Source organism: uncultured Campylobacter sp. (genome assembly GCF_938002845.1).
GTDB lineage: Bacteria > Campylobacterota > Campylobacteria > Campylobacterales > Campylobacteraceae > Campylobacter_B.
This window is the reverse complement of record NZ_CALKZP010000017.1, coordinates 1-20,233: the sequence shown is the minus strand read 5'-3', so window position 1 is coordinate 20,233 and position 20,233 is coordinate 1. Positions and strand designations below refer to the sequence as shown.

The 20,233-nt window shown below is 47.7% G+C and carries 18 protein-coding genes and 3 pseudogenes; 7 read left to right on the top strand and 14 right to left on the bottom strand.

Annotated elements, in window-relative coordinates; translation table 11 throughout:
• The first annotated feature begins 110 nt into the window (after window positions 1-110).
• A complete protein-coding gene (locus tag Q0224_RS02570; protein ID WP_297948881.1) occupies window positions 111-761 on the top strand; it encodes a hypothetical protein in 651 nt (216 codons plus the stop codon).
• A gap of 16 nt (window positions 762-777) precedes the next feature.
• Window positions 778-1,152 (top strand): DUF3137 domain-containing protein, encoded by a 375-nt coding sequence (locus tag Q0224_RS02565; RefSeq protein WP_366939496.1) that lies wholly within the window; start codon window positions 778-780, stop codon window positions 1,150-1,152.
• A 227-nt stretch (window positions 1,153-1,379) separates the two neighbouring features.
• On the opposite strand, the gene Q0224_RS02560 is transcribed toward Q0224_RS02565, so the two are convergent.
• Together Q0224_RS02560 and Q0224_RS02555 are read right to left on the bottom strand one after the other, a co-directional pair.
• Complete coding sequence (locus Q0224_RS02560) at window positions 1,380-1,544, bottom strand: hypothetical protein (protein WP_297948880.1); 165 nt, start codon at window positions 1,542-1,544, stop codon at window positions 1,380-1,382.
• A 442-nt stretch (window positions 1,545-1,986) separates the two neighbouring features.
• Window positions 1,987-2,370: pseudogene (locus Q0224_RS02555) on the bottom strand (WYL domain-containing protein); the annotation flags it as partial.
• 489 nt (window positions 2,371-2,859) lie between these two features.
• Here Q0224_RS02555 and Q0224_RS02550 point away from each other — a divergent pair.
• A pseudogene (locus Q0224_RS02550) lies at window positions 2,860-3,368 on the top strand (IS1595 family transposase); the annotation flags it as partial.
• 54 nt (window positions 3,369-3,422) lie between these two features.
• On the opposite strand, the gene Q0224_RS02545 reads toward Q0224_RS02550, so the two are convergent.
• On the bottom strand, window positions 3,423-4,421 hold the full coding sequence (locus tag Q0224_RS02545; RefSeq protein WP_297948899.1) for a type II asparaginase: 999 nt from the start codon (window positions 4,419-4,421) through the stop codon (window positions 3,423-3,425).
• Between the two features lie 174 nt (window positions 4,422-4,595).
• On the opposite strand from Q0224_RS02545, the gene dcd reads away from it, so the two are divergent.
• Genes dcd through Q0224_RS02525 form a run of 4 tightly spaced genes read left to right on the top strand, consistent with a single transcriptional unit; the run spans window position 4,596 to window position 9,471 of the window.
• Complete coding sequence (gene dcd, locus Q0224_RS02540; RefSeq protein WP_005871523.1) at window positions 4,596-5,159, top strand: dCTP deaminase; 564 nt, start codon at window positions 4,596-4,598, stop codon at window positions 5,157-5,159.
• Between the two features lie 3 nt (window positions 5,160-5,162).
• A complete protein-coding gene (gene topA / locus Q0224_RS02535; RefSeq protein ID WP_297948879.1) occupies window positions 5,163-7,394 on the top strand; it encodes a type I DNA topoisomerase in 2,232 nt (743 codons plus the stop codon).
• Entirely contained in the window at window positions 7,391-8,335 is a 945-nt protein-coding gene (locus tag Q0224_RS02530; protein ID WP_297948878.1) for a metallophosphoesterase family protein, read from the top strand. The genes topA and Q0224_RS02530 overlap by 4 nt, the downstream gene beginning before the upstream one ends.
• Entirely contained in the window at window positions 8,308-9,471 is a 1,164-nt protein-coding gene (locus Q0224_RS02525; protein WP_297948877.1) for a cation:proton antiporter, read from the top strand. Before Q0224_RS02530 ends, Q0224_RS02525 begins: the two co-directional genes overlap by 28 nt.
• Window positions 9,472-9,597: 126 nt before the next feature.
• Here Q0224_RS02525 and Q0224_RS02520 read toward each other — a convergent pair whose 3' ends face one another.
• The 11 genes and pseudogenes from Q0224_RS02520 to Q0224_RS02470 all read right to left on the bottom strand — a co-directional run.
• Window positions 9,598-10,056 carry a hypothetical protein gene (locus Q0224_RS02520; protein WP_297948875.1) on the bottom strand — a complete coding sequence of 153 codons (459 nt, stop codon included), beginning with the start codon at window positions 10,054-10,056 and terminating at the stop codon, window positions 9,598-9,600.
• Between the two features lie 29 nt (window positions 10,057-10,085).
• Window positions 10,086-10,544, bottom strand: a complete 459-nt coding sequence (locus tag Q0224_RS02515) for a hypothetical protein (RefSeq protein ID WP_297948873.1) — start codon at window positions 10,542-10,544, stop codon at window positions 10,086-10,088.
• A gap of 289 nt (window positions 10,545-10,833) precedes the next feature.
• A complete protein-coding gene (locus Q0224_RS02510) occupies window positions 10,834-11,688 on the bottom strand; it encodes a universal stress protein (protein WP_297918636.1) in 855 nt (284 codons plus the stop codon).
• 20 nt (window positions 11,689-11,708) lie between these two features.
• The gene (locus tag Q0224_RS02505) at window positions 11,709-13,823 is read right to left on the bottom strand and encodes a polyribonucleotide nucleotidyltransferase (RefSeq protein WP_297948871.1); all 2,115 of its coding nucleotides are present in this window, start codon (window positions 13,821-13,823) and stop codon (window positions 11,709-11,711) included.
• Window positions 13,813-14,526, bottom strand: coding sequence for a phosphoribosyltransferase family protein (locus Q0224_RS02500; RefSeq protein ID WP_297902732.1), 714 nt, complete (start codon window positions 14,524-14,526; stop codon window positions 13,813-13,815). Before Q0224_RS02500 ends, Q0224_RS02505 begins: the two co-directional genes overlap by 11 nt.
• Complete coding sequence (locus tag Q0224_RS02495; RefSeq protein WP_297948869.1) at window positions 14,526-16,784, bottom strand: LPS-assembly protein LptD; 2,259 nt, start codon at window positions 16,782-16,784, stop codon at window positions 14,526-14,528. The genes Q0224_RS02500 and Q0224_RS02495 overlap by 1 nt, the downstream gene beginning before the upstream one ends.
• Window positions 16,771-17,208, bottom strand: a complete 438-nt coding sequence (locus Q0224_RS02490; RefSeq protein ID WP_297948867.1) for an RDD family protein — start codon at window positions 17,206-17,208, stop codon at window positions 16,771-16,773. Before Q0224_RS02490 ends, Q0224_RS02495 begins: the two co-directional genes overlap by 14 nt.
• On the bottom strand, window positions 17,205-18,461 hold the full coding sequence (gene purD, locus Q0224_RS02485; protein ID WP_297948864.1) for a phosphoribosylamine--glycine ligase: 1,257 nt from the start codon (window positions 18,459-18,461) through the stop codon (window positions 17,205-17,207). Before purD ends, Q0224_RS02490 begins: the two co-directional genes overlap by 4 nt.
• A gap of 242 nt (window positions 18,462-18,703) precedes the next feature.
• Window positions 18,704-19,336 (bottom strand): uroporphyrinogen-III synthase, encoded by a 633-nt coding sequence (locus tag Q0224_RS02480; protein ID WP_297948862.1) that lies wholly within the window; start codon window positions 19,334-19,336, stop codon window positions 18,704-18,706.
• 475 nt (window positions 19,337-19,811) lie between these two features.
• Window positions 19,812-19,943: a hypothetical protein gene (locus tag Q0224_RS02475; protein ID WP_297923194.1), complete on the bottom strand. Its 132-nt coding sequence runs from the start codon at window positions 19,941-19,943 to the stop codon at window positions 19,812-19,814.
• 27 nt (window positions 19,944-19,970) lie between these two features.
• Window positions 19,971-20,233, bottom strand: a pseudogene (locus Q0224_RS02470) (argininosuccinate lyase); the annotation flags it as partial.

Sequence of the window (20,233 nt, the reverse complement as noted above, 5' to 3'; positions counted from 1 at the left end):
AGATCGAAATTCCGCGGAATTTTGTAAATTTTAAAGCTTAGCCGTTTAAATTTAGGGGCGAATTCGAAGCTAAATTTTAAAATTTGCTAGCTAAATTTAGAAAGATAAAGATGACCGCAAACGAACTGGAAAAACTAAGGCTCGGCATCCTGGATGAGGCGGAGCAGCGCAAAGGCGCGGCGTTTTCGATAATAATACTAGCGGTGCTGGCCTCGGCGCTGTGGCTATTTTTCAATTTTAGAGATCAAGAAGCAGCAATAGGCCTCTGCTGGATCATAGTGGTATTTAGCTGCGGCAGCATCTCTTTTAGAGTAGTGAATAAAGATGCAAATATAGTGCGCGTATTTATCTTTTGCACCTTGCTGTGGATGCTTGCCAAAGGCGTAGAAATGTGCGAGAATGATACCTTGCGCTTCGTCATCGCACTCGTAACCACCTGCCTTTCTTTGTTTAATATCGCGGATGCCGTGCTGGAGCGGATCAAATACAACAGATCCAAAAAATTCGTCCGCGCCTTTAAACACCAATATATTGCGCCCTATATCGCAAGCCTAGGTTATCGCTACGAAATTTCAGGCTCGTTTAGGCCGGCGTATTTGCGCGCAAGCGGTCTTTTTGTGGACGGCATAAGCTATTTTGATTGCGAAGATAAAATTTCCGGCGTTTATGACGGAGTATTTTTTAGCTTTGCCGATGTCTGCGTGACTCATACTGACGAACGACGTAGCAGCAGGGGGGATCTTTTTCTACGCAGAATTTAAAAAGCGCGTAAACTCGGTGGCGGTGATCCTGCCTTCGCTCAGCGCGAGGCCAATACTCGGCGGACTTAAGAAGATCGCTATGGACGATAGCGAGTTTAGCTCCGCATTTAGCGTATATAGCGCCGATGCGGTGTCTGCAATGTATGCCCTCACGCCCGCCTTTATGCGGCGCCTGCTTCGCTTTAGAAACGGTGCCGGCGGATCGATCAGATTAAGCTTTTCGGATAGAAATGTCTATATTTTTATCCGCACGGGACACGATAATTTCGAGCCTAGCGTAGATTGCAGCGTATTTGGCTTTGATCCCGCCGCGTCTATCAAGCACGAGCTTCTATTCTTTCTATCCATAGTAAAAAGTTTAAAATTAAACGAAAATATCTGGCAGAATTAAATTTTAAAGCCCAGCTTAGGGTATAGATCGCTGTAAAATTTTAGGCTTTTGCTTTAAATTTACGCGCTACTACGTCGTAACCGCTGCAACAAAATTCCGCCTGAAATTCCGCGGCGCATTTAAACCATGGAATTTATAGGATTGTTATAGCGACGCAAATTTTGCGACATAGGATTTTTGCGGCTTTTAGCCATTTCGCCCTAGCATATTGTGACAAAATCAGCGATCTATTTTAGCTCTAAAAGCCGTTTAACATCGCCCTTGCTTAAATACGGTGCAAATATATGCTGCGGCTGCGAACCACTTAGTTTTACTAGCATATCACCTGCGCCTAGAAGCTTTTCGGCTCCGCTTTCGTCCAAGATAATCTGAGAGGCTTTGGCATTTTGCACTTTTAAGGCGATTCGTAAATCAAAATTTGCGCGCAATTCTTGCTTAAAAATATTTGCATTGGGCGTTTGGGTCGCTATGATTAGATGGATATCCGCAGCTTAAAATTTTATCTAAACGTCTAAAAGCTTTAAGCGGTCTTACGACATTGATGACGGTACGTTATTTGCAAAAATCCGCCGAGCAGAATTTTATGAGATTTTGCGTTAAATTTTAATTCGATTTTATCACTCGCCTATAAATTTATGCTCGTGCAAATCCGCTCTGTATAGCATTATGATCTTGCCACTGCCGCTTACGGCGCACGATCTTTATATGAGATTGCGACGAGGCTTTATGCACCTCAAATTTCATCAAACCCTCTAAAATTTTACCGCTTCGTAGCGCGTGAATAGACTCAGGGTAAATTTCGTTTCGCTCTTAGTGCGACAACGCGTGCCTTTTCTACTCACTTAATATATCAAGAGCCGCTTTTAATTGCTCTTTAAAGGTTTCTCTCAGATCTTTTGGTTCTAGTATCTCGATATCTGGAAGCCACTTTTTTATAAATGGCAATATCTCCATATCCTGAGTAAAATCTATGCTAAAAATAATGCTACCATCATCTAGCTTCTTTTTAAATTTTTGAGTTGGGAAAAACAGCTTCATACCCTCCTTAAAATATATAGCCACTTTCGGGGAGGCTTTTAATAGCGCTATTCGCGTTGTCTCTGACGGTAAGCTCATAGCATTTTGTATTTTATTAAAATACGTTTCATATTCCTTTAAGATCTTTCCTTCGTATTTTTTTGAGCTTTTGCTAAGCGATACAATAAAAGCCACTCTTAAAAGCCTAAAATTTGGCGTATCCGATACATTTTAGAAAAATTCTCTATACACGCATTCACCGGGGATGCCGATTCCTCGCAGCTTGCGCTTACGAAAGGACAACTAGCCTTTCTAAGAGCGTATACGGCGCCCCTGATCGCCGAGCCAATAAAAGGATGCGAGGGCTTTAAATCCGTGCCGTAAACGCCTAGCTCTAAATATTTAAGCATGAATGACCTTTTATATTTTTGAGAAAATTATACTATAAAATGAGCTTTTGTATTTTAAAACTGACAAAATATGCTTATAATTGCGAGCATTCAATAAGAAATTTTAACGCAATAAAAGCATCTAAAAATTTGATCGTTTTGAGGATTTTGCTTGCAAAATAAATTTTATACTTTTACTGCTTTCCATTAGGCTATCTTTAACTTGAACTCATGTAAAGGAGCAGTAAAGTTACGATAAGAACTATGTCCTTGAAAAGTAACGAGCGTAACGAAGTTAAAAATATCTAAGTTTTCAGGTGAGATAAAGATTGATGAAAGCTACTTTGGATCTAAGAGATTAAGGGGAAAAGAGGTAGAGGCGCAAGCGGAAAGCAGCTGGTATTTGGAATGCTAAAGCGTGACGGTAAAGTCTATACCCAGATAGTTAAAAACTGCTCTGCTAGTGAACTAATACCAATACTATCGCAATATAGCGAGCTTGATAGCTCTACTATCTATTCTGATTGTTGGAAGGCTTATGACGGATTAGTAGATTACGGAGCTAAAGCTCACTATAGAGTAAAACATTCAAAGAATGAATTTGCTAATGGTAAAAACCATATAAACGGTATAGAAAACTTCTGGGGATATGCTAAACATAGACTAGCTAAATTTAAAGGGATAAAGAAGGAGAATTTCTTGCTTCATCTTAAAGAGTGTGAATTTAGATATAATACTAAAACTACACAGGAAGACCTATATCAGAAACTGTTGAGATTGATAAGAGAGAATCCGCTTAAGTTTAATTGAGCCTTTTGTTTTATAACCCCGCGCCGAAATCCTATCCAAGCGAAGCCTTATGCATTAATGTGTCGCAAAAAAGCTCTGAATTCTCGCTTTATCGCTCGTTTTGCCGAGAGCCAGCATCAGTAGCACGCGAGCCTTTTGCGGATTTAGATTATCGGCGGTTAGGAAGCCGTATTTGGCATCATCTACCTCCGAGCCGGCGCTAGTGCTGCCGCTGCCGGTGCGGCTTGAGCGCACGACGATCACGCCCTCCTCGCTAGCCTTAGCTAGGGCGGCCTGCAGATCCGGATATAAATTGCCGTTGCCTACGCCCGCTACGACGATGCCCTTAGCGCCCTTTTGCACGGCGGTCTCCACGAAATCGCCCGCATCTTGCGCGTGCCCGTAAACAATATCGACGCGCGGCAGAGCCTTGACGTCTTTGATATTAAAATCGCTGCTTATCGTGTGCTTGCGAAGCGGCGCCATGTAAAAATTTACGATGCCGTAATTCACGGCCCCGATCTTGCCGGAATTCGGCGAGGCGAAGGTAGCGACGTTAGTAGTATTTGTTTTCGTAACCTCGCGCGCGGCGTGGATCTCGTCGTTCATCACTACAAGAGCGCCCTTTTCGCGAGCGTTTTTATTTGCCGCGACGCTGACGGCGTTGTAGATATTTAGCGGGCCGTCCGCGCTCATCGACGTAGAGGATCTCATCGAGCCCACGAGCACGATCGGTTTTTTAGATTTTATGACTAGGCTTAAAAAATACGCCGTCTCCTCCATCGTATCGGTTCCATGCATGATGACGACGCCGTCGACGTCGTTTTTAGTAAGCAGCTCGCTTACGCGGTTTGCAAGCTTGAGCCAAATTTCATCATTCATCTCCTGCGAGCCGATATTTGAAATTTGCTCGCTTTTAATCGTAGCTAAATCCCCCAGTTGCGGCACTGCCGATAAGATAGCTTCTACACCCTTAGAGCCTGCGGTATAGTTGCCCTCCGTGGCACTTGCGCTGCTTCCCGCGATCGTACCGCCGGTAGCTAAAATATAAATATTTGGCTTCGCAGCAGCCAAAGATGACGCGATAAAAAACGTAATAAACGCAAATTTCTTGAGTAGTCCCATAGTTGCTCCTTAAAAAGTGATAAAATTTTTATAATTTAAGCAAAATTCTAGCATAAAATTTTTATTATATTTTATTTTGCTGCTATAATGCGCGAAAAATTTTGATTATTTTAAGGAAATTTTATGGGACTGAAAAGCGATAAATGGATCAGACAGATGTCGCAGCAGCACGATATGATAGCGCCCTTTTGCGAGGAAAATATCGGTCGCGGCGTCGTTAGCTACGGACTTTCGAGCTACGGATACGACATACGCGTAGCGCGCGAATTTAAAATTTTTACAAACGTCGGCGGAACGGTCGTCGATCCTAAAAATTTCGACGCAAAAAACGTCGTGGATTTTGAGGGCGACGTCTGCATCGTGCCACCTAATTCCTTCGCGCTAGCGCGCACTATCGAATACTTCAAAATGCCGCGCGACGTGCTTGCGATCTGCCTCGGTAAAAGCACCTACGCGCGCTGCGGCATCATCGTAAACGTAACGCCCTTTGAGCCGGGCTTTGAAGGGCACATCACGATTGAAATTTCCAATACCACGCCGCTGCCTGCAAAAATTTACGCGAATGAAGGGATCGCGCAGGTTTTGTTTCTGCAAGGAGACGAGCCGTGCGAGGTGAGCTACTGCGATAAAAAGGGCAAATACCAAAGCCAAAAGGGCATCACACTGCCTAGAATTCTAAAGGATTAAACAATGAAAAATTTAATCATCGTAGAATCCCCTGCAAAAGCCAAAACTATCAAAAATTTCTTAGGCGCCGATTACGACGTAATCGCGTCTAAAGGTCATATCCGCGACCTTCCTAAAAAACGCTTCGGCATTAAAATCAAAGATAAAAGCTTCGAGCCCGAATACGAAATCAGCGCCGACCACGATCAGATCGTAAAACAGATAAAAACGCTCGCCAAAAAGGCGGATCAAATTTATCTCGCGACGGACGAGGACCGCGAGGGCGAGGCGATCGCCTATCATATCGCCGCTTCGATCGGCAAGCAGGCGCAGGAGCTGCCGCGCATCGTATTTCACGAGATCACCAAAAGCGCGATCTCAAACGCGCTAAGCTCGCCGCGCAAGCTCAATATCGCAAGCGTAAACGCCCAACAAGCGCGCCGCCTGCTCGATCGCATCGTGGGCTATAAGCTAAGTCCGCTTTTAAATTTAAAGATCCAGCGCGGCTTAAGCGCGGGTCGCGTCCAAAGCGCCGCGCTTAAGATCGTCGTCGATCGCGAGCGCGAAATTTTAAATTTTAAGCCGGTAGAATTCCACAGCATCGATGCGGTCTTTAAGAAGGACTTGGAAGCCGAGCTCGTGGAATTTCGCGGTAAAAAGATGGAAAAACTCTCGGTCAAAAACGCCGCGCAAGCTAGCGAGATCGTCCTGACGCTGCAAAAAGACAAATTTAGCGTAGAGAGTATCGAGAGCAAATCGCGCAAAACAAACCCCTACCCGCCGTTTATGACCTCGACGCTACAGCAGGCGGCGAGCACGGCTCTGGGCTTTAATCCGCGAAAGACGATGAGCCTCGCGCAGAGCCTTTACGAGGGCGTTAATACCAAAAACGGCGGCGCGATCACATACATGCGAACCGACTCGCTAAATATCGCTAAAGAAGCGATCGCGGCGGCTCGTGAGCTCATAGAGCAGCGTTTCGGCGAAAAATATCTGCCCAAAAGCGCGAATTTATACGCTACCAAAAGCAAAGGCGCGCAGGAGGCCCACGAGGCGATACGACCTACCGATCTAAAGCTTACCCCCGAGCTCGCGCAAAAAATCCTGCCTCGCGACGAATACCGCCTCTACGCGCTCATCTACAACCGCTTCGTAGCCTCACAGATGAGCCCTAGCGTCTCGCAGATCCAAACGATCATCGTGCGCGGCGAAGAGGGCGCGTTTAAGATCAGCGGGCGCAAGGTGGAATTTGACGGTTTTTACAAGGCTTACGGCGATCTGGATAAGGATAAAATTTTACCGAGCCTTAGCGCGGGCGACGCGATGAGCCTGCAAAGCCTAAGCTCGCAACAGCACTTCACCGAGCCGCCGGCGCGCTATTCGGAAGCAAGCCTCATCAAAAAGCTCGAAAGCCTAGGCATCGGCAGGCCCTCGACCTATGCACCTACCATCTCGCTGCTTACTGCGCGCAACTACGTAAATATCGAGCAAAAACACCTGGTGCCGAGCGAGATCGCCTTTAAGATCACCGAGATGCTGGAGCAAAATTTTAAAAATATCGTCGATAGCGAGTTTACCTCCAAAATGGAAGAGAAGCTCGACGACATCGCCGAAAACAAAGCGGACTGGCAGCAAATTTTGGCAGATTTCTATTATCCTTTTATGGACGAGATCGCCAAAGGAAAAACGTCGATCGCAAGCCAAAAGCTAGCCGAAAAGATCGGCGAAACCTGCCCGAACTGCGGTGGCGAGCTACTTAAGCGCCAGGGCAGATTCGGCGAGTTTATCGCTTGCTCGAACTATCCGAAATGCAAATACTCGCGCAACGCGGACGCCGGCACCGAGGGGGCGAGCGAGGAGAAGGCGGCGCCCGAAGTGCTAGATGAGAAATGCCCGCAGTGCGGTAAAAATTTGATCAAGCGCAAGGGCAGATACGGCGAGTTTATCGCTTGCGAGGGCTATCCGAAGTGCAAATACTCGCGCAAAATCGAGGGCGCCGCAAAGGAGAAAAAGCCGCTCGTCTCCACGGGCGTTAAGTGCCCGAGCTGCGGCACGGGCGAGATCGTCGAGCGCTTCTCCAGACGCGGCAAATTTTACGGCTGCACGAACTACCCAAAATGCGGCTTTGTGAGCAACTACGCGCCGATTGCGCGCGCGTGCCCGCAGTGCGGCAACTCATACATGCTCCGAAAAGAGCTGAAAAAAGGCAACTTTGCTGAGTGCCCACAGTGCAAGCTTAAAGAAGAGATCGATTGATAATAGGCGTCATCTCGGACTCTCATCGCGAAACAAAGGTCGCTGCCGGCGCCATAGAATGGTTACTCGCGCGAGGAGCGGATCTGCTAGTGCACGCAGAGGGCATCGTCGAGAGCGAAACGCTGAGGCTTTTGCGACAAAGTGGCAAGCCCTACTTCGCGGTTCTTGGCAACAACGACGAAGCGCTTGCGGAGCTAAAAAACGACTTCAACCTATACGATGAGCCCTTTTGCACGGAGTTTGCGGGGCTGCGACTAAAAATTATGCACCATCCGTTTTATCTCTTTGACGAAGAATCCGCAGCGCAAAATGAAGCAGACGGATTAAATTTAGACGCGGATTTAGGTGCGGGTGCGGATCGCGGGGAAATTTTAATCTCAAATTCTAAAACAGCGAGTTGCTCGGCAAATTTAGACGCAAATTTTAATGCTGCGGACGTTGATGAAATTTTAAATGGCGCGCGCGGTGCAGATGCAAATTTTAAAAACATACGTAGCGCGAGCGCGAATTTCAAAGGCGGGCAATCCGCAAGTCTAAATGTGAGCTTGGGCGTGAATACAGGCGAGGATGTAAACTCAAACGCAAATTTAGACTTAAGTCTGGGCGCATACTCGGCCTCAAGCCCGAACGCAAATTTAAACTCAAATTTAACCGCAAGTTCAGACCCTAATACAAGCGGCGAAGGTAAAAATCGGGGTTCGTGCGAGCGAGGCGCGGATAAAATTCCAACTATCAAAATTTACGGCCATACCCACTATCTCGCCGCGGCGGTAAATAAAAACGGCGCGCTTGTGCTAAATCCGGGCGAGATTTGCGGACGCAAAAAGAGGCTTTTCGAGTTTGCCTACGTCGTGGCACAAGGCGGGAAATTTCACGTATTTCACGTCTGTGCCGCGCCTGAAAAAGCTCTAAAATGGCGCGAATGCGAGATAAAACTATGAATGAAATTTACGTCCTAATCGCGCTATCGTTTTTGATCTTTGCTTCGCCCTTTTTGGCTAGCTTAGCTAGAATTCCGCTCTCGCCCATGGAGATCATGCTTGGCATCATAGCCGCAAATTTAGGGCTTTTGCCGCCAAGCGCAACCTTCGATCTGGCTGCTCAGATCGGCTTTTGCTACCTTATGTTTTTGGCGGGCTGCGAGGTGGATTTCCGCGCGCTGCTTGCGATGCCGCGCAAAATTCTACGGCTGATCATAATCTTTTTGGCGCTGCTTTATATCCTAAGCGCGCTTGCGGTTTGGGTGTTTGAACTGCCGCAGATGCTTATCATCGCCGCGCCTCTGATGAGCGTCGGGCTGCTTTCGGCGCTGTATAAGGAATACGGCAAGGATCAAGCGTGGCTCAATCTCGCGATGCCCGCGGGCGTGATCGGCGAGCTCATCAGCATCGCCGTCCTCACGGTGGGCGGCATCTACCTTAAAAACGGCTTCGGCGTAGAGATGGCGCTTCACATCGGCGCGCTTTTGGGCTTTTCGGCGGCAGCCTTGGCGGTTTTTAAAGGGCTTGAAATTCTATTTTGGTGGTTCCCCGCGCTAAAAACGGTCATCATGCCCAAATACGACAAAAACGAAAAAGACGTGCGATTTGCGATGGCGCTGTTTTGCCTCATCTGCGCGGGGGTGATGCTTTTGGGACTTGAGGTCGTCATCGGCGCCTTCATCGCAGGCACCTTTCTGCCGACCTTTTTCTCGCACAAGGACGACCTCATCGAGAAGCTATCGTCGTTCGGCTTCGGCTTTTTGGTGCCGATATTTTTCATACACACCGGAGCCGTGATCAAGCTTGAAGCGCTTCTTATGCCCGGAGTGATGAGCTTTGCCGTAAGCCTAGCGGCGCTGATGTTTGGCATCAGGCTGCTTGCAAGCGCTACGTTTTTAAGCATCCTGGGGCGCAAAGGCGCGGCGCTTTTCGCGCTATCGCTTTCTATGCCTCTGACGCTAGTGATCGCCACGGCGACGCTTTTTTACTCCACCGCCGCGATCTCGCAAGAGATATACTTCGCGATGATCATCGCCTCGCTCATAGAGGCGCTTGCGTCGATGATTTTGATAAATTTTATTTACAAGAAATTTTAGGGCGGGAATTTTAAAATTTGAAAATTACAGGACTTTGTAATTTTAGAATTTCAAAATTCTGCGAAATTTTAGAATTCTATGAAATTTGATTTGGTGCGGGATTGAAATAGAGTTAAATTTAAAGCCCTATTTTGCGGCGTGATCGGTTAGGTCTTGGATTTCCATGGTGTAGTTTGGGATTTGCTCGCGAGTAGAATAACCATACGCTTTTAATATTACATTCAACAGCTTAATTATATCGCTTACCGACAAAAGAGGTGTTTGCTTTGGATTTAGATTGAGCAGTTTCCAAATTCTATGGAATTCTCCAGGTCTCAATGCTTCGTCGATATCATAATCAAGGGTGACTTCAATAACTTCACCATTATAATATAAAATCCAAATTCCTTTAGAATCAGTGCCATGGTCATAATCTGGATCAGGAAAACTATAAATTTTCCATAGCCAACAATCCGCATCTCTATCAATAGTCCATCGTAACTCATTAATAAAAGTCTCATAGTATGGATTATATTTGTAGTAAATTTCACTCAATCCATACTTTTCATCATCCTCTTTAGTGATGATTGCATTTTCAAACGCCACTCTCTCCTCCTCAAAAAATTTTAATAATTCTAGATTTTACGATCGGTTAGGTCTTGGAGTTCCATAGTGTAATTTGGGATTTGCTCCCATATGCCATCATATCCATATGTTTGCAAAGCATTGTTTAAAAGTATAATTATTTCATCCCTTGAAATCAATTTAGTTTGTTTTGGATTTAGATCAAGTAGCTGCCAAATTCTATGAAATTGCTTAGGTCTTAGCGTTCTATCGATGTCATAATCAAGGATAGCTTCAATAATTTCACCTTTATAATATAAAATCCAAATAGCTTTAACAAGAGTTCCATGTTCATATTCAGGATCGGGGAAATAAAAAATATCCCATAGCCAACAATCAAGCTCTCTGTTTATCACCCAATCTTGTTTATTGATAAAAACTTCGCGTTTCGGATTATATTTGTAGTAAATTTTACTCAATCCATACTTCTCATCATCCTCTTTGGTGATGATTGCATTTTCAAACGCCATCTACGCTCCTTGGAATTTAAAATTTAGCGTGTAAGCGGAAATTTCAAGTGCAAATTTATGCGAAATTTCACGACGCGGCAAAGCAAACGCGGCTCGTCAGCAAAGCTAGCGATAAAATTAATCGCAGCAACCCATCCGCAAAATAGCATAACTGCACGATTTATGGACGGGCTAACAAAGCTAAAGCGAGCCGATTAAAATTTAAGCTTTAGCTTACAGCACTTAAAAGCCGACTTAAGCCTAGACGCTATGCGGGCGATATGCCGCGACACGGCGTCTAAGCTTCAAGCTACATTAGAACCGGAATTTTGGTCTTTTGCAGGAAGTATTTCGACGCGCCGCCTAAAAAAATCTCCTTTATGCCGCTGTCTGAGTGCAAGCCCGCGACGATTAGGTCGAAATCGCCCGCGTCGGCGTACTCTAGCAGCACCTGCCCCGGGATCTTGCCGTCTGCGTTTAGCGTCTCGAAAGCATCGATATTAACGTCGTGCAGAGCCAGATAGTCGCTTATACGGCGCTTCGTTTCGGGGATGCCCTCTTGGAGGTAGTGGTTTGCGGTGATGACGGTGACGGATTTGGCGCGCTGCAAAAGCTCCAGCCAATTATCGAGCGCTCGCGCAGACGCCGCAGTACCGGTAAGCGAGACTAAAATTTTATCCGCCTTAAACTCTTGCAGCTTGCGCGGTATGACAATGCAAGGCTTGCCGCTTTTGGTGACCGCCGCCTCGAATGTGCCCGTGATAGAGCCCGTAGGCGGCACCGAAACCAGCACCAAATCACAATATTTGGAGTATTTCTCGACCAGCTCGGAGCGGATGCCCACCATATGCCTCAAAGCGGCGCTATTTGGGACGTGATCGTCGTCGTTTTGATCCAAATCGAGCTTAGCGCATTCGGCGTCGAAGATCGCCTTGATCTCCTCGCGCTCAGCCCTCATCTCATCGCCCGCGGATTTTAAAAATTCCTCCATCAACACGCCGCCTTTTAGCGTCATACGGACATTGTAGATCATCTTAGGATCGAGCTGGCACGCCATTATGTTGATGTGCGTACCGAAAAATTTATTCACGAGCAGCGCTCCGTGTATGCGCTCGGCTAGCTCCTCGCCGCCGCCGATAGGGAAAAAAATCTTTTTAAGCTGCATCTCATACTCCTATTAAAATTTTAAGCTAATTCCAGTGAAATTTTAGTGCCTTTCTGATCGGTCACGCGCACTCGCACCACATCGCCCGCCTTGTAAGGCGTCGTGATAAATTTGGCGCGCAGTAGCCCATCCACGCCGTCTCGCAGCGAGATAAAGGTGCCGAAATCCAGTACGCTTTGCACTACGCCGTCAAACTCCTCGCCGATCTGAAATTTTACTTCTTTGCGTTCACCGCGCGGCTTACGAAAATCGCGAGAATTTGAAACTATCGATAAAATTTTCTCTTTTGCGCCCGATACGCTGCTAGCTTTGGCACCTTGAATCTTGACCTCACCCTTTTCTCGATCCAGATCAATATTTACGCCGAAGCTTTCGGTGATCTCTTTGATGACCTTGCCGCCCTGACCGATGATGTCGGGGATTTTGCTCGCCTCGACGCTAAAAATTTCAAGCTTCGGAAGCACGTCCTCGTTTATAACGATCGCCGTATCCGCCTGCTCCATAAGGCCCAAAATATGCGCACGAGCCTGCTTTGCCTGCGCGAGAGCCTCTTTTAAAACCTCCAGGCTGATACCGCCGAGCTTAATATCCATCTGAAGCGCGGTGATGCCATCATAGGTGCCCGCGACCTTGAAATCCATATCGCCGTCGTGATCCTCAAGCCCCATTATGTCGGTTAGCACGGCATGCTTGTCGCCCTCAAAAATTAAGCCCATCGCGACGCCCGCAACGAGCTTTAGCGTAGGTACGCCCGCTGCTCGGAGAGAAAGTGCGCCGCCGCAGACCGAAGCCATCGAGCTTGAGCCGTTGCTCTCTAAAATTTCACTCACCACGCGGATAGACTGCGGCGAGTTTAGATCGATGCTCGGATATAGCGCTCTTTTGGCTAAATTTCCATGTCCCAGCTCGCGTCTGCCCGGGCTTTTAAGCGGGCTTGCTTCGCCTACGCAAAAGCCCGGGAAGTTGTAGTTAAACATAAATCTATCGCTGATCGGCTCGAGCTGCGTTAGGCTGTCGCTTAGCTGCGCATCGCTATCGCCACCCAGCGTAGTGACGACCAGAGCCTGCGTCTGCCCGCGCGTAAATAGGCAACTTCCGTGCGCGCACGGCAAGATATTGGTCTCGATACTGATCGGGCGCACCTCATCAAGCGCGCGTCCGTCGGCTCTACGGCGATCCTCGATGATCTGCGTGCGGATGATGCCGCGCTTATACTTGCCGATGACGCTGGAGATCACCTCTTGGCTCCATTCGTTTTGCGCCGCGGCTTCGGTAGTTAAAATTTGATCTACGATTTTGTTTAGCTCGGTAGCGCGCTCGCTCTTTGCCATCTGATTGATCGCCGCTTTAACGGCGTCTTTGTAATTTGCGTCGATGAAATCCGCAATATCCTCATCCTCGATCTCGGGTTTATACTCTAGGCTCGCATCGGGCTTTTTAAGCGGCAAAAAAGCCTCTTCGTAGGCGCCCGAGCCCGCGCTTATCGCCTTTGCGGCAAAATCGATCGCATCAACCATCAGATCTTCGTCAAATTCATTCATCTGCTGCACGCCGCCGTTAATCTGCGGCAGGGAGCGCATCTCGATCATCAAAAGCTCATCGCCGACGCCGGCTACGTAAAGATCAAGTGCGCTATTTTTAAGCGCGGAGTTGCTCGGATTTAGGATGAAGCTTCCATTTTGATAGCCTATGCGGACGCCGCAAACGGGCGCTTTAATCGGGATGTCGCTAAGATACAGCGCCGCAGATGCCGCATTAAGAGCGATGACTTGCAGATCGACCTCGGGATCTGCCGATAGCACGTAAACTACGATCTGCGTCGGATACGCATAACCCTTTGGAAAGAGCGGACGCAGCGAGCGGTCTATGATGCGGCTCGTTAGCGTCTCAAAATCGCCCGGCTTGGTCTCGCGCTTGATGTAGCCTCCGGGGATTCTGCCCGCCGCGTACATCTTCTCGATATATTGCACGGTAAGGGGTAAAAAGTCCTCCTGCACCTGCGTCTCTTCGCGCGCTACGGTAGCCAGCACGACGGTGTTTTTAACGCGCAAAAGCGCCGCGCCCGCGGCTTGTTTCGCAACTTTGTCGATATCGAAAATTTCGGTATTGCCATTTACTTCAATTTTACACTGCATTAATTTTCTCCTTGTTTTTGTTAGTCTCGTGAAACGGCAGATAAAGCGGGCATTTGTTTAAAATTTGCATTATCTCCTCCGCGCTTGAGAGCGTTTTTTCTTTGTAATAAAAATCCACGTTCACAAAATCTCTGATCTTATGAACAGCATAAATTCCATCTACTAGCATGGCGATCTCGTCTGCATTATCGCTGCCGATAACAGGCGTAGCGTAAAAGATCGCTTTGGCGTTTAAGCTTACGAGCGTCTTTATGCAAGTAAGTGCAGTCAGCCCGCTCTCACACCCCTCATCTACCAAGATGACGTTTTTTTTCTCCAAATTTCCCAAAAGCTCGCCCTTGCGAAATTTATACATGTTTTTTAAAATTTTCTCCTCATAAAGTCTGTTCGCCTGCCCGTAAACGTAATCCAGGCTGATGCCGAAGCTTCGCACGAGCTCATCTACCATCACGATCTCTTGGGTTTCGCTTACGCACGCGATCGCGCATTCCGGATTATTTGGCGCTAAAACGGGCTCTGTGAATAAAAACTCATAATGAAGCCCTAATTTTAGAGCAAGATGGTTTGCGATAGGAAGCGACTCCAGGGATTGAGCGATTATTAGAAAATTTTCGTTTTTGATCACGGTAGCGGGTAAAATTTCTGCGAGTTTCATCGCGGCGTCGATTTGGTTTTCAAACATCAGCTCGGCTCTAGGCGTCATTATTTTTCGCTTCCGTATTCGCTATCTACTGAAAAATCATACCCTACTCCGCCAAACGGATAGAAATTTACGAGAAAGTAAATTCCGCGCTCCTTGCTTGCTTTGCTATAGCCAGTCGTACTGGTATTTTTAGGCTCAATATCCTCTTGATACACAAAAGAGTAATTCCAACACTTGCGCGTATGAGAAAGTCCCACACGCCACATTTTAGAATAAGATCGCTCCAAGTCGTAATCCCAACGACCGAAAATTTTATTATTCCTAGGCAAATTTACCGAAGCGTTTACGATGCCGTAGTTATCTTTCGTATAGCGTTTAGGCTCCATGCTTAGCTTTTCGTATTCGTAAGCGTGGCTGAGTCCAAAGCTAAAGTCGTCGTTGGAGTAGTTGGCGTAGGTATAGACCTTATCGAAGCTTTTATATTTATGCGAGTAGGTAAAGCGGTTCCCGATATTTAACCCATTTGCAAAATACGCATCGATGCGGTGTTCTAAATCATCGAACTCGTGATCATCGAAGTCATATCGCTGCTTGACACTATGGCGTAAGAATTTACGTCCGTCTTCATTATAAAAAAACTGCGTCATACTTAAAGCTGCATTTTCGTGAGTGTATTCGTCACTAAGCTCACTTAAGAAGTTATCCTCCCAATAAAGCGAGTCTTGCAAGTTACCCAGCCGCGAACGATCTACTGCGCCGCGAGCAAGGTCGTATTTATACTGATGATACTTTAAAATTCTATCCTCGATGTCGCCTTGCTGCCAGCTTGGAATTCTAAAATCCGCTCTCCAGCTCATCGTATGATACAAGCTATCGTAAGCCCTGGCTACGTCGGTGTAGAGTGAAAGCTCGGTGTATTGATTAGCGTAGAAAGTGCTTTTATCCTCGCCAAGATCTCCGTTTGCGTAGTAAAATTTATCGTGCCAATCGATATTGGTCATATACACTCGCTCGGTAAAGGCGAAATTTAAATAATCCGCCAGTAGTGGCGTGCTTATACTAATCGGTACGTCAAACTCGTATTGGCGAGCAGTCGCGCCCTCCCATCTGGTGTAATTACGCGCCTTCGCATCAAGCGAATAGATCAAATTTGGCAGTCCCAAATCATTGCTAAATTTATGATATTGCAGCGTCGGCAGCTCTTGGACGGTATCTTCGTTGCGGAAGGTATTATCGGCGTTTAGCTTGCTTGTATCGATATAGTAGCGTCCGTAAGCGCCAAAATAGTGCTCGTCTGAGGTCAAATAATAATTCAGCCGTGAAGTTACGAGCGAATTATCCGCATCGTCGCTAAGACCGCCCTTTTCCTTTAGATCGTAGTATTCAAGGTCGTTTAGCTGGGTAAAATCGATCCATAAATTTTCGCGCAGATCGCCGTCTAGCAAATAAGTTGCAAGCTTGCTGCGATTGTATTGAACTTCAAAGCCGTGATGGCGCTCGTTTTTGTATTCGAGGCGTTTTTGCGCTCGCGAGAAGTTATCGAAAACTCCGCCTCTAATCTCGCCGTAAGAATACGGCGACTCCGTAAATCGAAATGTCCCGTATACGCCAAAGCCCCTGCGCGTGCGCACCTGCGGATCGAGCTGAAAATCCCAGCTATCGTAAGGCGCAAAATAGATCGGTTGCTTGTAGTAAATCCCTTCCTTGCTGATGTAGCCGGCCTCGGGAGGCAGCAAGCCCGTGCGGCGCGTGCGGTCGGTCGGGAAGCCGAAATACGGCAGATAGAGCACCGGCACATCGCCCACGTAAAATCTCGGATTGAACAGATGGAGGAATTTGCTCTCTTTATTAAGCATGCCGCTGCTAAATTTAATCCGCCAATCAGGATCGGTAACGTTGCAGCTAGATACGCTGGAGCCCTTCACGCGGTAATACTCGCTGTCGCTGCAGCTGGCGTCGTTTTGCATCCAAAGCTCGGAGTCCTTGTCCATCATAAAATTTACGTCGGCTTGCTGCTTATCGTTTTTCAGATCGATTTTGACATGCTGGGCGCGCGTGGTCTCACTGCTGCCACGCATCGCATTGACGTTACCAAAAAGCTCAATGATGCCGTTTTGCTCGTCGTATGTAGCGCGATCGGCGGTGATAAAGTAGTCCTGCGAATACACCGTTACGTTGCCACTGGCCTCCGTCAAAAAGCCGTTTTTCTCGACATTATCTGCTATAAGCTCGACGTCTTGGACCTTTGCGCTCGCACTACTTGCTAAAAGAGCGCTAAAACTAAGCGCTAGAATTTTAAATTTTTTACTCTTTTTCAATCTCTACCACCAATGTTTTCGCCGCCATATCATGCAGGCTCTGACGCGAGTTCGTAAAAAGCGCCACCAAAAATCCCATATAAAAGATCATCTCGCTTATCAACCTAACCGCCGCGCGGATCGCTGCAGTAGTGATATCCATAGCGCTGCCGTCGGCGCGGACGCAATAAATTTTAACCGCAAGCTTGCCTAGCGTCGCGCCGTATAGATAGACAAAAATCGCCTGATATAAAAATTTTATTATCGCGTAATGCAAAATGAATTTTGAAGCGATCTTTTGTACCTCAAGATTGCTTCCGCTCTGCGCCGCTGCAACAAGCTCTGGCTCGTCGATAGCAAATAGCACGACCACAAAAAGCGTTACGCTCACCGCTTCGTCGATACTAAACGCAATTACGCGCTTGCTAAGCGGAGCGACGATCAAATTTTATCTCTTAAGGCTTGGTGCGCGATATCGCGCCTATACTGCGCGCCGCTAAATTTTATATTTTTGCACAGCGCGTAAGCCGCATCGCGCGCCTGTTTTAGGCTCTGCGCGACGCCCACGCTTACCAAAACGCGCCCGCCGCTAGCGTAAATCTGCCCCTCCCGCTCGCTCACGCCTGCGTAGCAGATATGCGCTCCCGCGGGAATTTCGCCGACTTCGATCAAAGCAGGCTGCGAAGAGCCGTAAGGGTAGCGCTCGCTAGCCATCACGACGCCCACCGCGAATCGCTCTTTTAAGCTTATGCTACTTAGCTTGCCTACGGCGGCGTTGTATAAAATTTCGCTCAAATTTCCGTCAATTAGCGGCATCAAAACCTCGCACTCCGGATCGCCGAAGCGGACGTTGTACTCCAGTACGTAAGGCTCGCCGCCCACGATCATAAGCCCCACGAACAGCACGCCGCAAAAGGGCGCGCCCTGCTGTTTCATCCCTTTTAGCGTAGGTGCTACGATCTCGCTCTGCACTCTTTTTATCAGCGCGGTATCCGCTAGCGGGCTTGGCGCATAAGCTCCCATGCCGCCGGTATTCGGACCAAGATCGCCGTCAAGCAATTTTTTGTGGTCCTGCGCTACGGGCAGACTTACGAAATTCTCCCCGTCGCAAATCGCAAAAAAGCTCAGCTCGTAACCATCTAAAAACTCCTCCACGACGACGCGCTTGCCCGCTTCGCCGAAGCTTTCGCCGCTTAGCATATCCGCCGCGGCTTTTTTAGCTTCATCTTTGGAGTTTGCGATGATGACGCCTTTGCCTGCGCACAGGCCGTCCGCTTTGACCACTACGCGGCCGTTTAGGGTATCGATAAATTTTGAAATTTCGGATAGATCGTCGCTGCTTAGAAATTTTGCGGTTTTGATATGATTTCGCGCCAGAAAGTCCTTCATATAGGCCTTAGAACCCTCAAGCTTCGCTGCAACGGCGCTGGGGCCGAATATCGCGAGACCTTGCGCTTTGAAAATATCCACGATGCCTTTTGTAAGCGGCTCTTCGGCACCCACGATGGTAAGAGCTACGTCGTTGTTTTTGGCAAAGAGCGCGAGTTCATTAAAATCTTTTAAATCTAAATTTTTACCGAGCACCTTTGTAGCACCGTTTCCCGGAGCAAAATACAGATTTAAAACGTTTTTATCCTCGCGAAGTCTTAGCCCGATCGCGTATTCTCTACCGCCGCCGCCGATTATTAGGATATTCAATGAAGCCTCCGTAACGTAAAAAACCCAAGTGAGCGTTGCGTAAAAAGAATCGGCTCAAACAAAGCCAATCTTGCAACTAGGAAAAATCTCTAGGTCGCAACCCGTAACTTTAAAAAAGCTCGAGCCGAGCCGCGTCACACGGACCTCTCACGTCGTCGCTTATACAAATATGTTGAACCCTCATATAAAACGCTCTCGCTTCACCCAGGCTTGGGCAAAATTATAGTCAAAATTTGCTTAAACTATGGCAAAAGCGCCAGATCGACGCAGGATTTTATCGACATTCTTTCGCAGATTATCGGCTCGCAAAACTCGCTCAAAACGCTCGCCGTCGTCCTACCGATACAGATCGCCCTATAGCCCCCGTCCCAGCCGAAATTTGCGGTAAAGCCGCGCACGTTTTTAGGAGAGGTAAAAATCAGCGTGCTGCCTTGCGGCGGCTTTGCGGCGGCAGGCAGGCTGAGAATAGAATTTTCGTAGGCGATCACGCTTTGCAGCCGCACGCCGGCGCTAGACAGGATCTGCTCCAGTTTCGATACCGTCTGCCTCGCGCGCAGATACAGCGCGTCCCTGCCTTGCAAGAGCGGCGCGATCTCGGCGGCAAACTCATTTCCATGCCCGTGCCGCGCCGTATAAATGCCGCGAAATCCAAACTCGCGCGCAGCCGCAGCGCACGGCTCGCCGATAGCGTAAACGGGGATATCTAAATCAAGCGAAATTTCATTAAATTTTATCGCCGCCACCGCGTTTTTGGAGGTGAAAATTAGCGCGCCGATCTGCGCAGGCAGGCTAAATTTGAGAAATTTTATCTCGCAGACCGCAAGCTGCCTCACCTGCGGATGATCAAATCTCGTATTAGACACCAAATATATCAAAACGCCCTCCATGTTTAAATTTGCTTTGATTGAGCCTCGCCCCTGCCTTCACGACGCGCAGAAACGAAAAAAATGCCGCTTCATTTGCTTCGATTAAATTCCATTCGCGCTTTATCGATTACGTGCACGCCGTTTAACACTTAAATTTACTTTGATTAAATTTTGCTCTCGAAAAAATCCGAGCCACCGTCATTAATCTTTGAGTTCAAATTCAATTCTACTCCGCGCCGCCCTCGACGCCGATTAAAACCCGCCCACAAAGCCTGCTCGCACCTTTCCATCCACACTCAAGCAACCTAGCGGCGGCACGCTTTTTTAAAATTTTATCTCGCGCCTAAATTTGCAACCAAGCACTCCACTTTGCGCCGACTCGGTATTTTAAATTTAACTTTATAACCTCAAGCGCCCGCTCTAAAGCCGGCTTAGGACGCGCTGTCATTTTTAAATTTGCGCAGTAATTACCCGCGGCGGGTGCTTAAAACACTGCTGCAAAGTCCGTTTCACACATAACTAACGCGCCGCCGCTCGCTAATCCCGCCCAGCCCGTGCATGTATCCACACAGACCGCCGAAGTTTCAAATTTAAAGACACGACTGCGAAATTTCAAAATTTCGCCGTACTTAGCTCCTTAAATTTACCCTTTCAGCCACTCGTTTAAAATTTCAATCTGCGCCGCCACGCTCTCATTTGCCGTGCCTCCTTGCGACTTGCGCGCCTCTTTGGATGCATTTAGGTCAAGAAATTTAACCGCACCCGCGTCCAAGCTTTCATCCACGCTTGCAAGCTGCTGCGCATTTAGCTCGCTAAGATCCAAGCCTAAATTTTCCGCATACGCTACGGTCTTGCCCGTGATGAAGTGCGCCCGGCGAAACGGCACGTTTTTCTCCCGCACGAGAT

Bases quoted from the DNA above. Each gene is read 5' to 3' on its own strand.
- Q0224_RS02570 (WP_297948881.1), top strand. From the start codon at position 111: ATGACCGCAAACGAACTGGAAAAACTAAGGCTCGGCATCCTGGATGAG.
- dcd (WP_005871523.1), top strand. From the start codon at position 4,596: ATGGGACTGAAAAGCGATAAATGGATCAGACAGATGTCGCAGCAGCAC.
- topA (WP_297948879.1), top strand. From the start codon at position 5,163: ATGAAAAATTTAATCATCGTAGAATCCCCTGCAAAAGCCAAAACTATC.
- Q0224_RS02525 (WP_297948877.1), top strand. From the start codon at position 8,308: ATGGCGCGAATGCGAGATAAAACTATGAATGAAATTTACGTCCTAATC.
- Q0224_RS02515 (WP_297948873.1), bottom strand. From the start codon at position 10,544: ATGGCGTTTGAAAATGCAATCATCACCAAAGAGGATGATGAGAAGTAT.
- Q0224_RS02510 (WP_297918636.1), bottom strand. From the start codon at position 11,688: ATGCAGCTTAAAAAGATTTTTTTCCCTATCGGCGGCGGCGAGGAGCTA.
- Q0224_RS02505 (WP_297948871.1), bottom strand. From the start codon at position 13,823: ATGCAGTGTAAAATTGAAGTAAATGGCAATACCGAAATTTTCGATATC.
- Q0224_RS02500 (WP_297902732.1), bottom strand. From the start codon at position 14,526: ATGACGCCTAGAGCCGAGCTGATGTTTGAAAACCAAATCGACGCCGCG.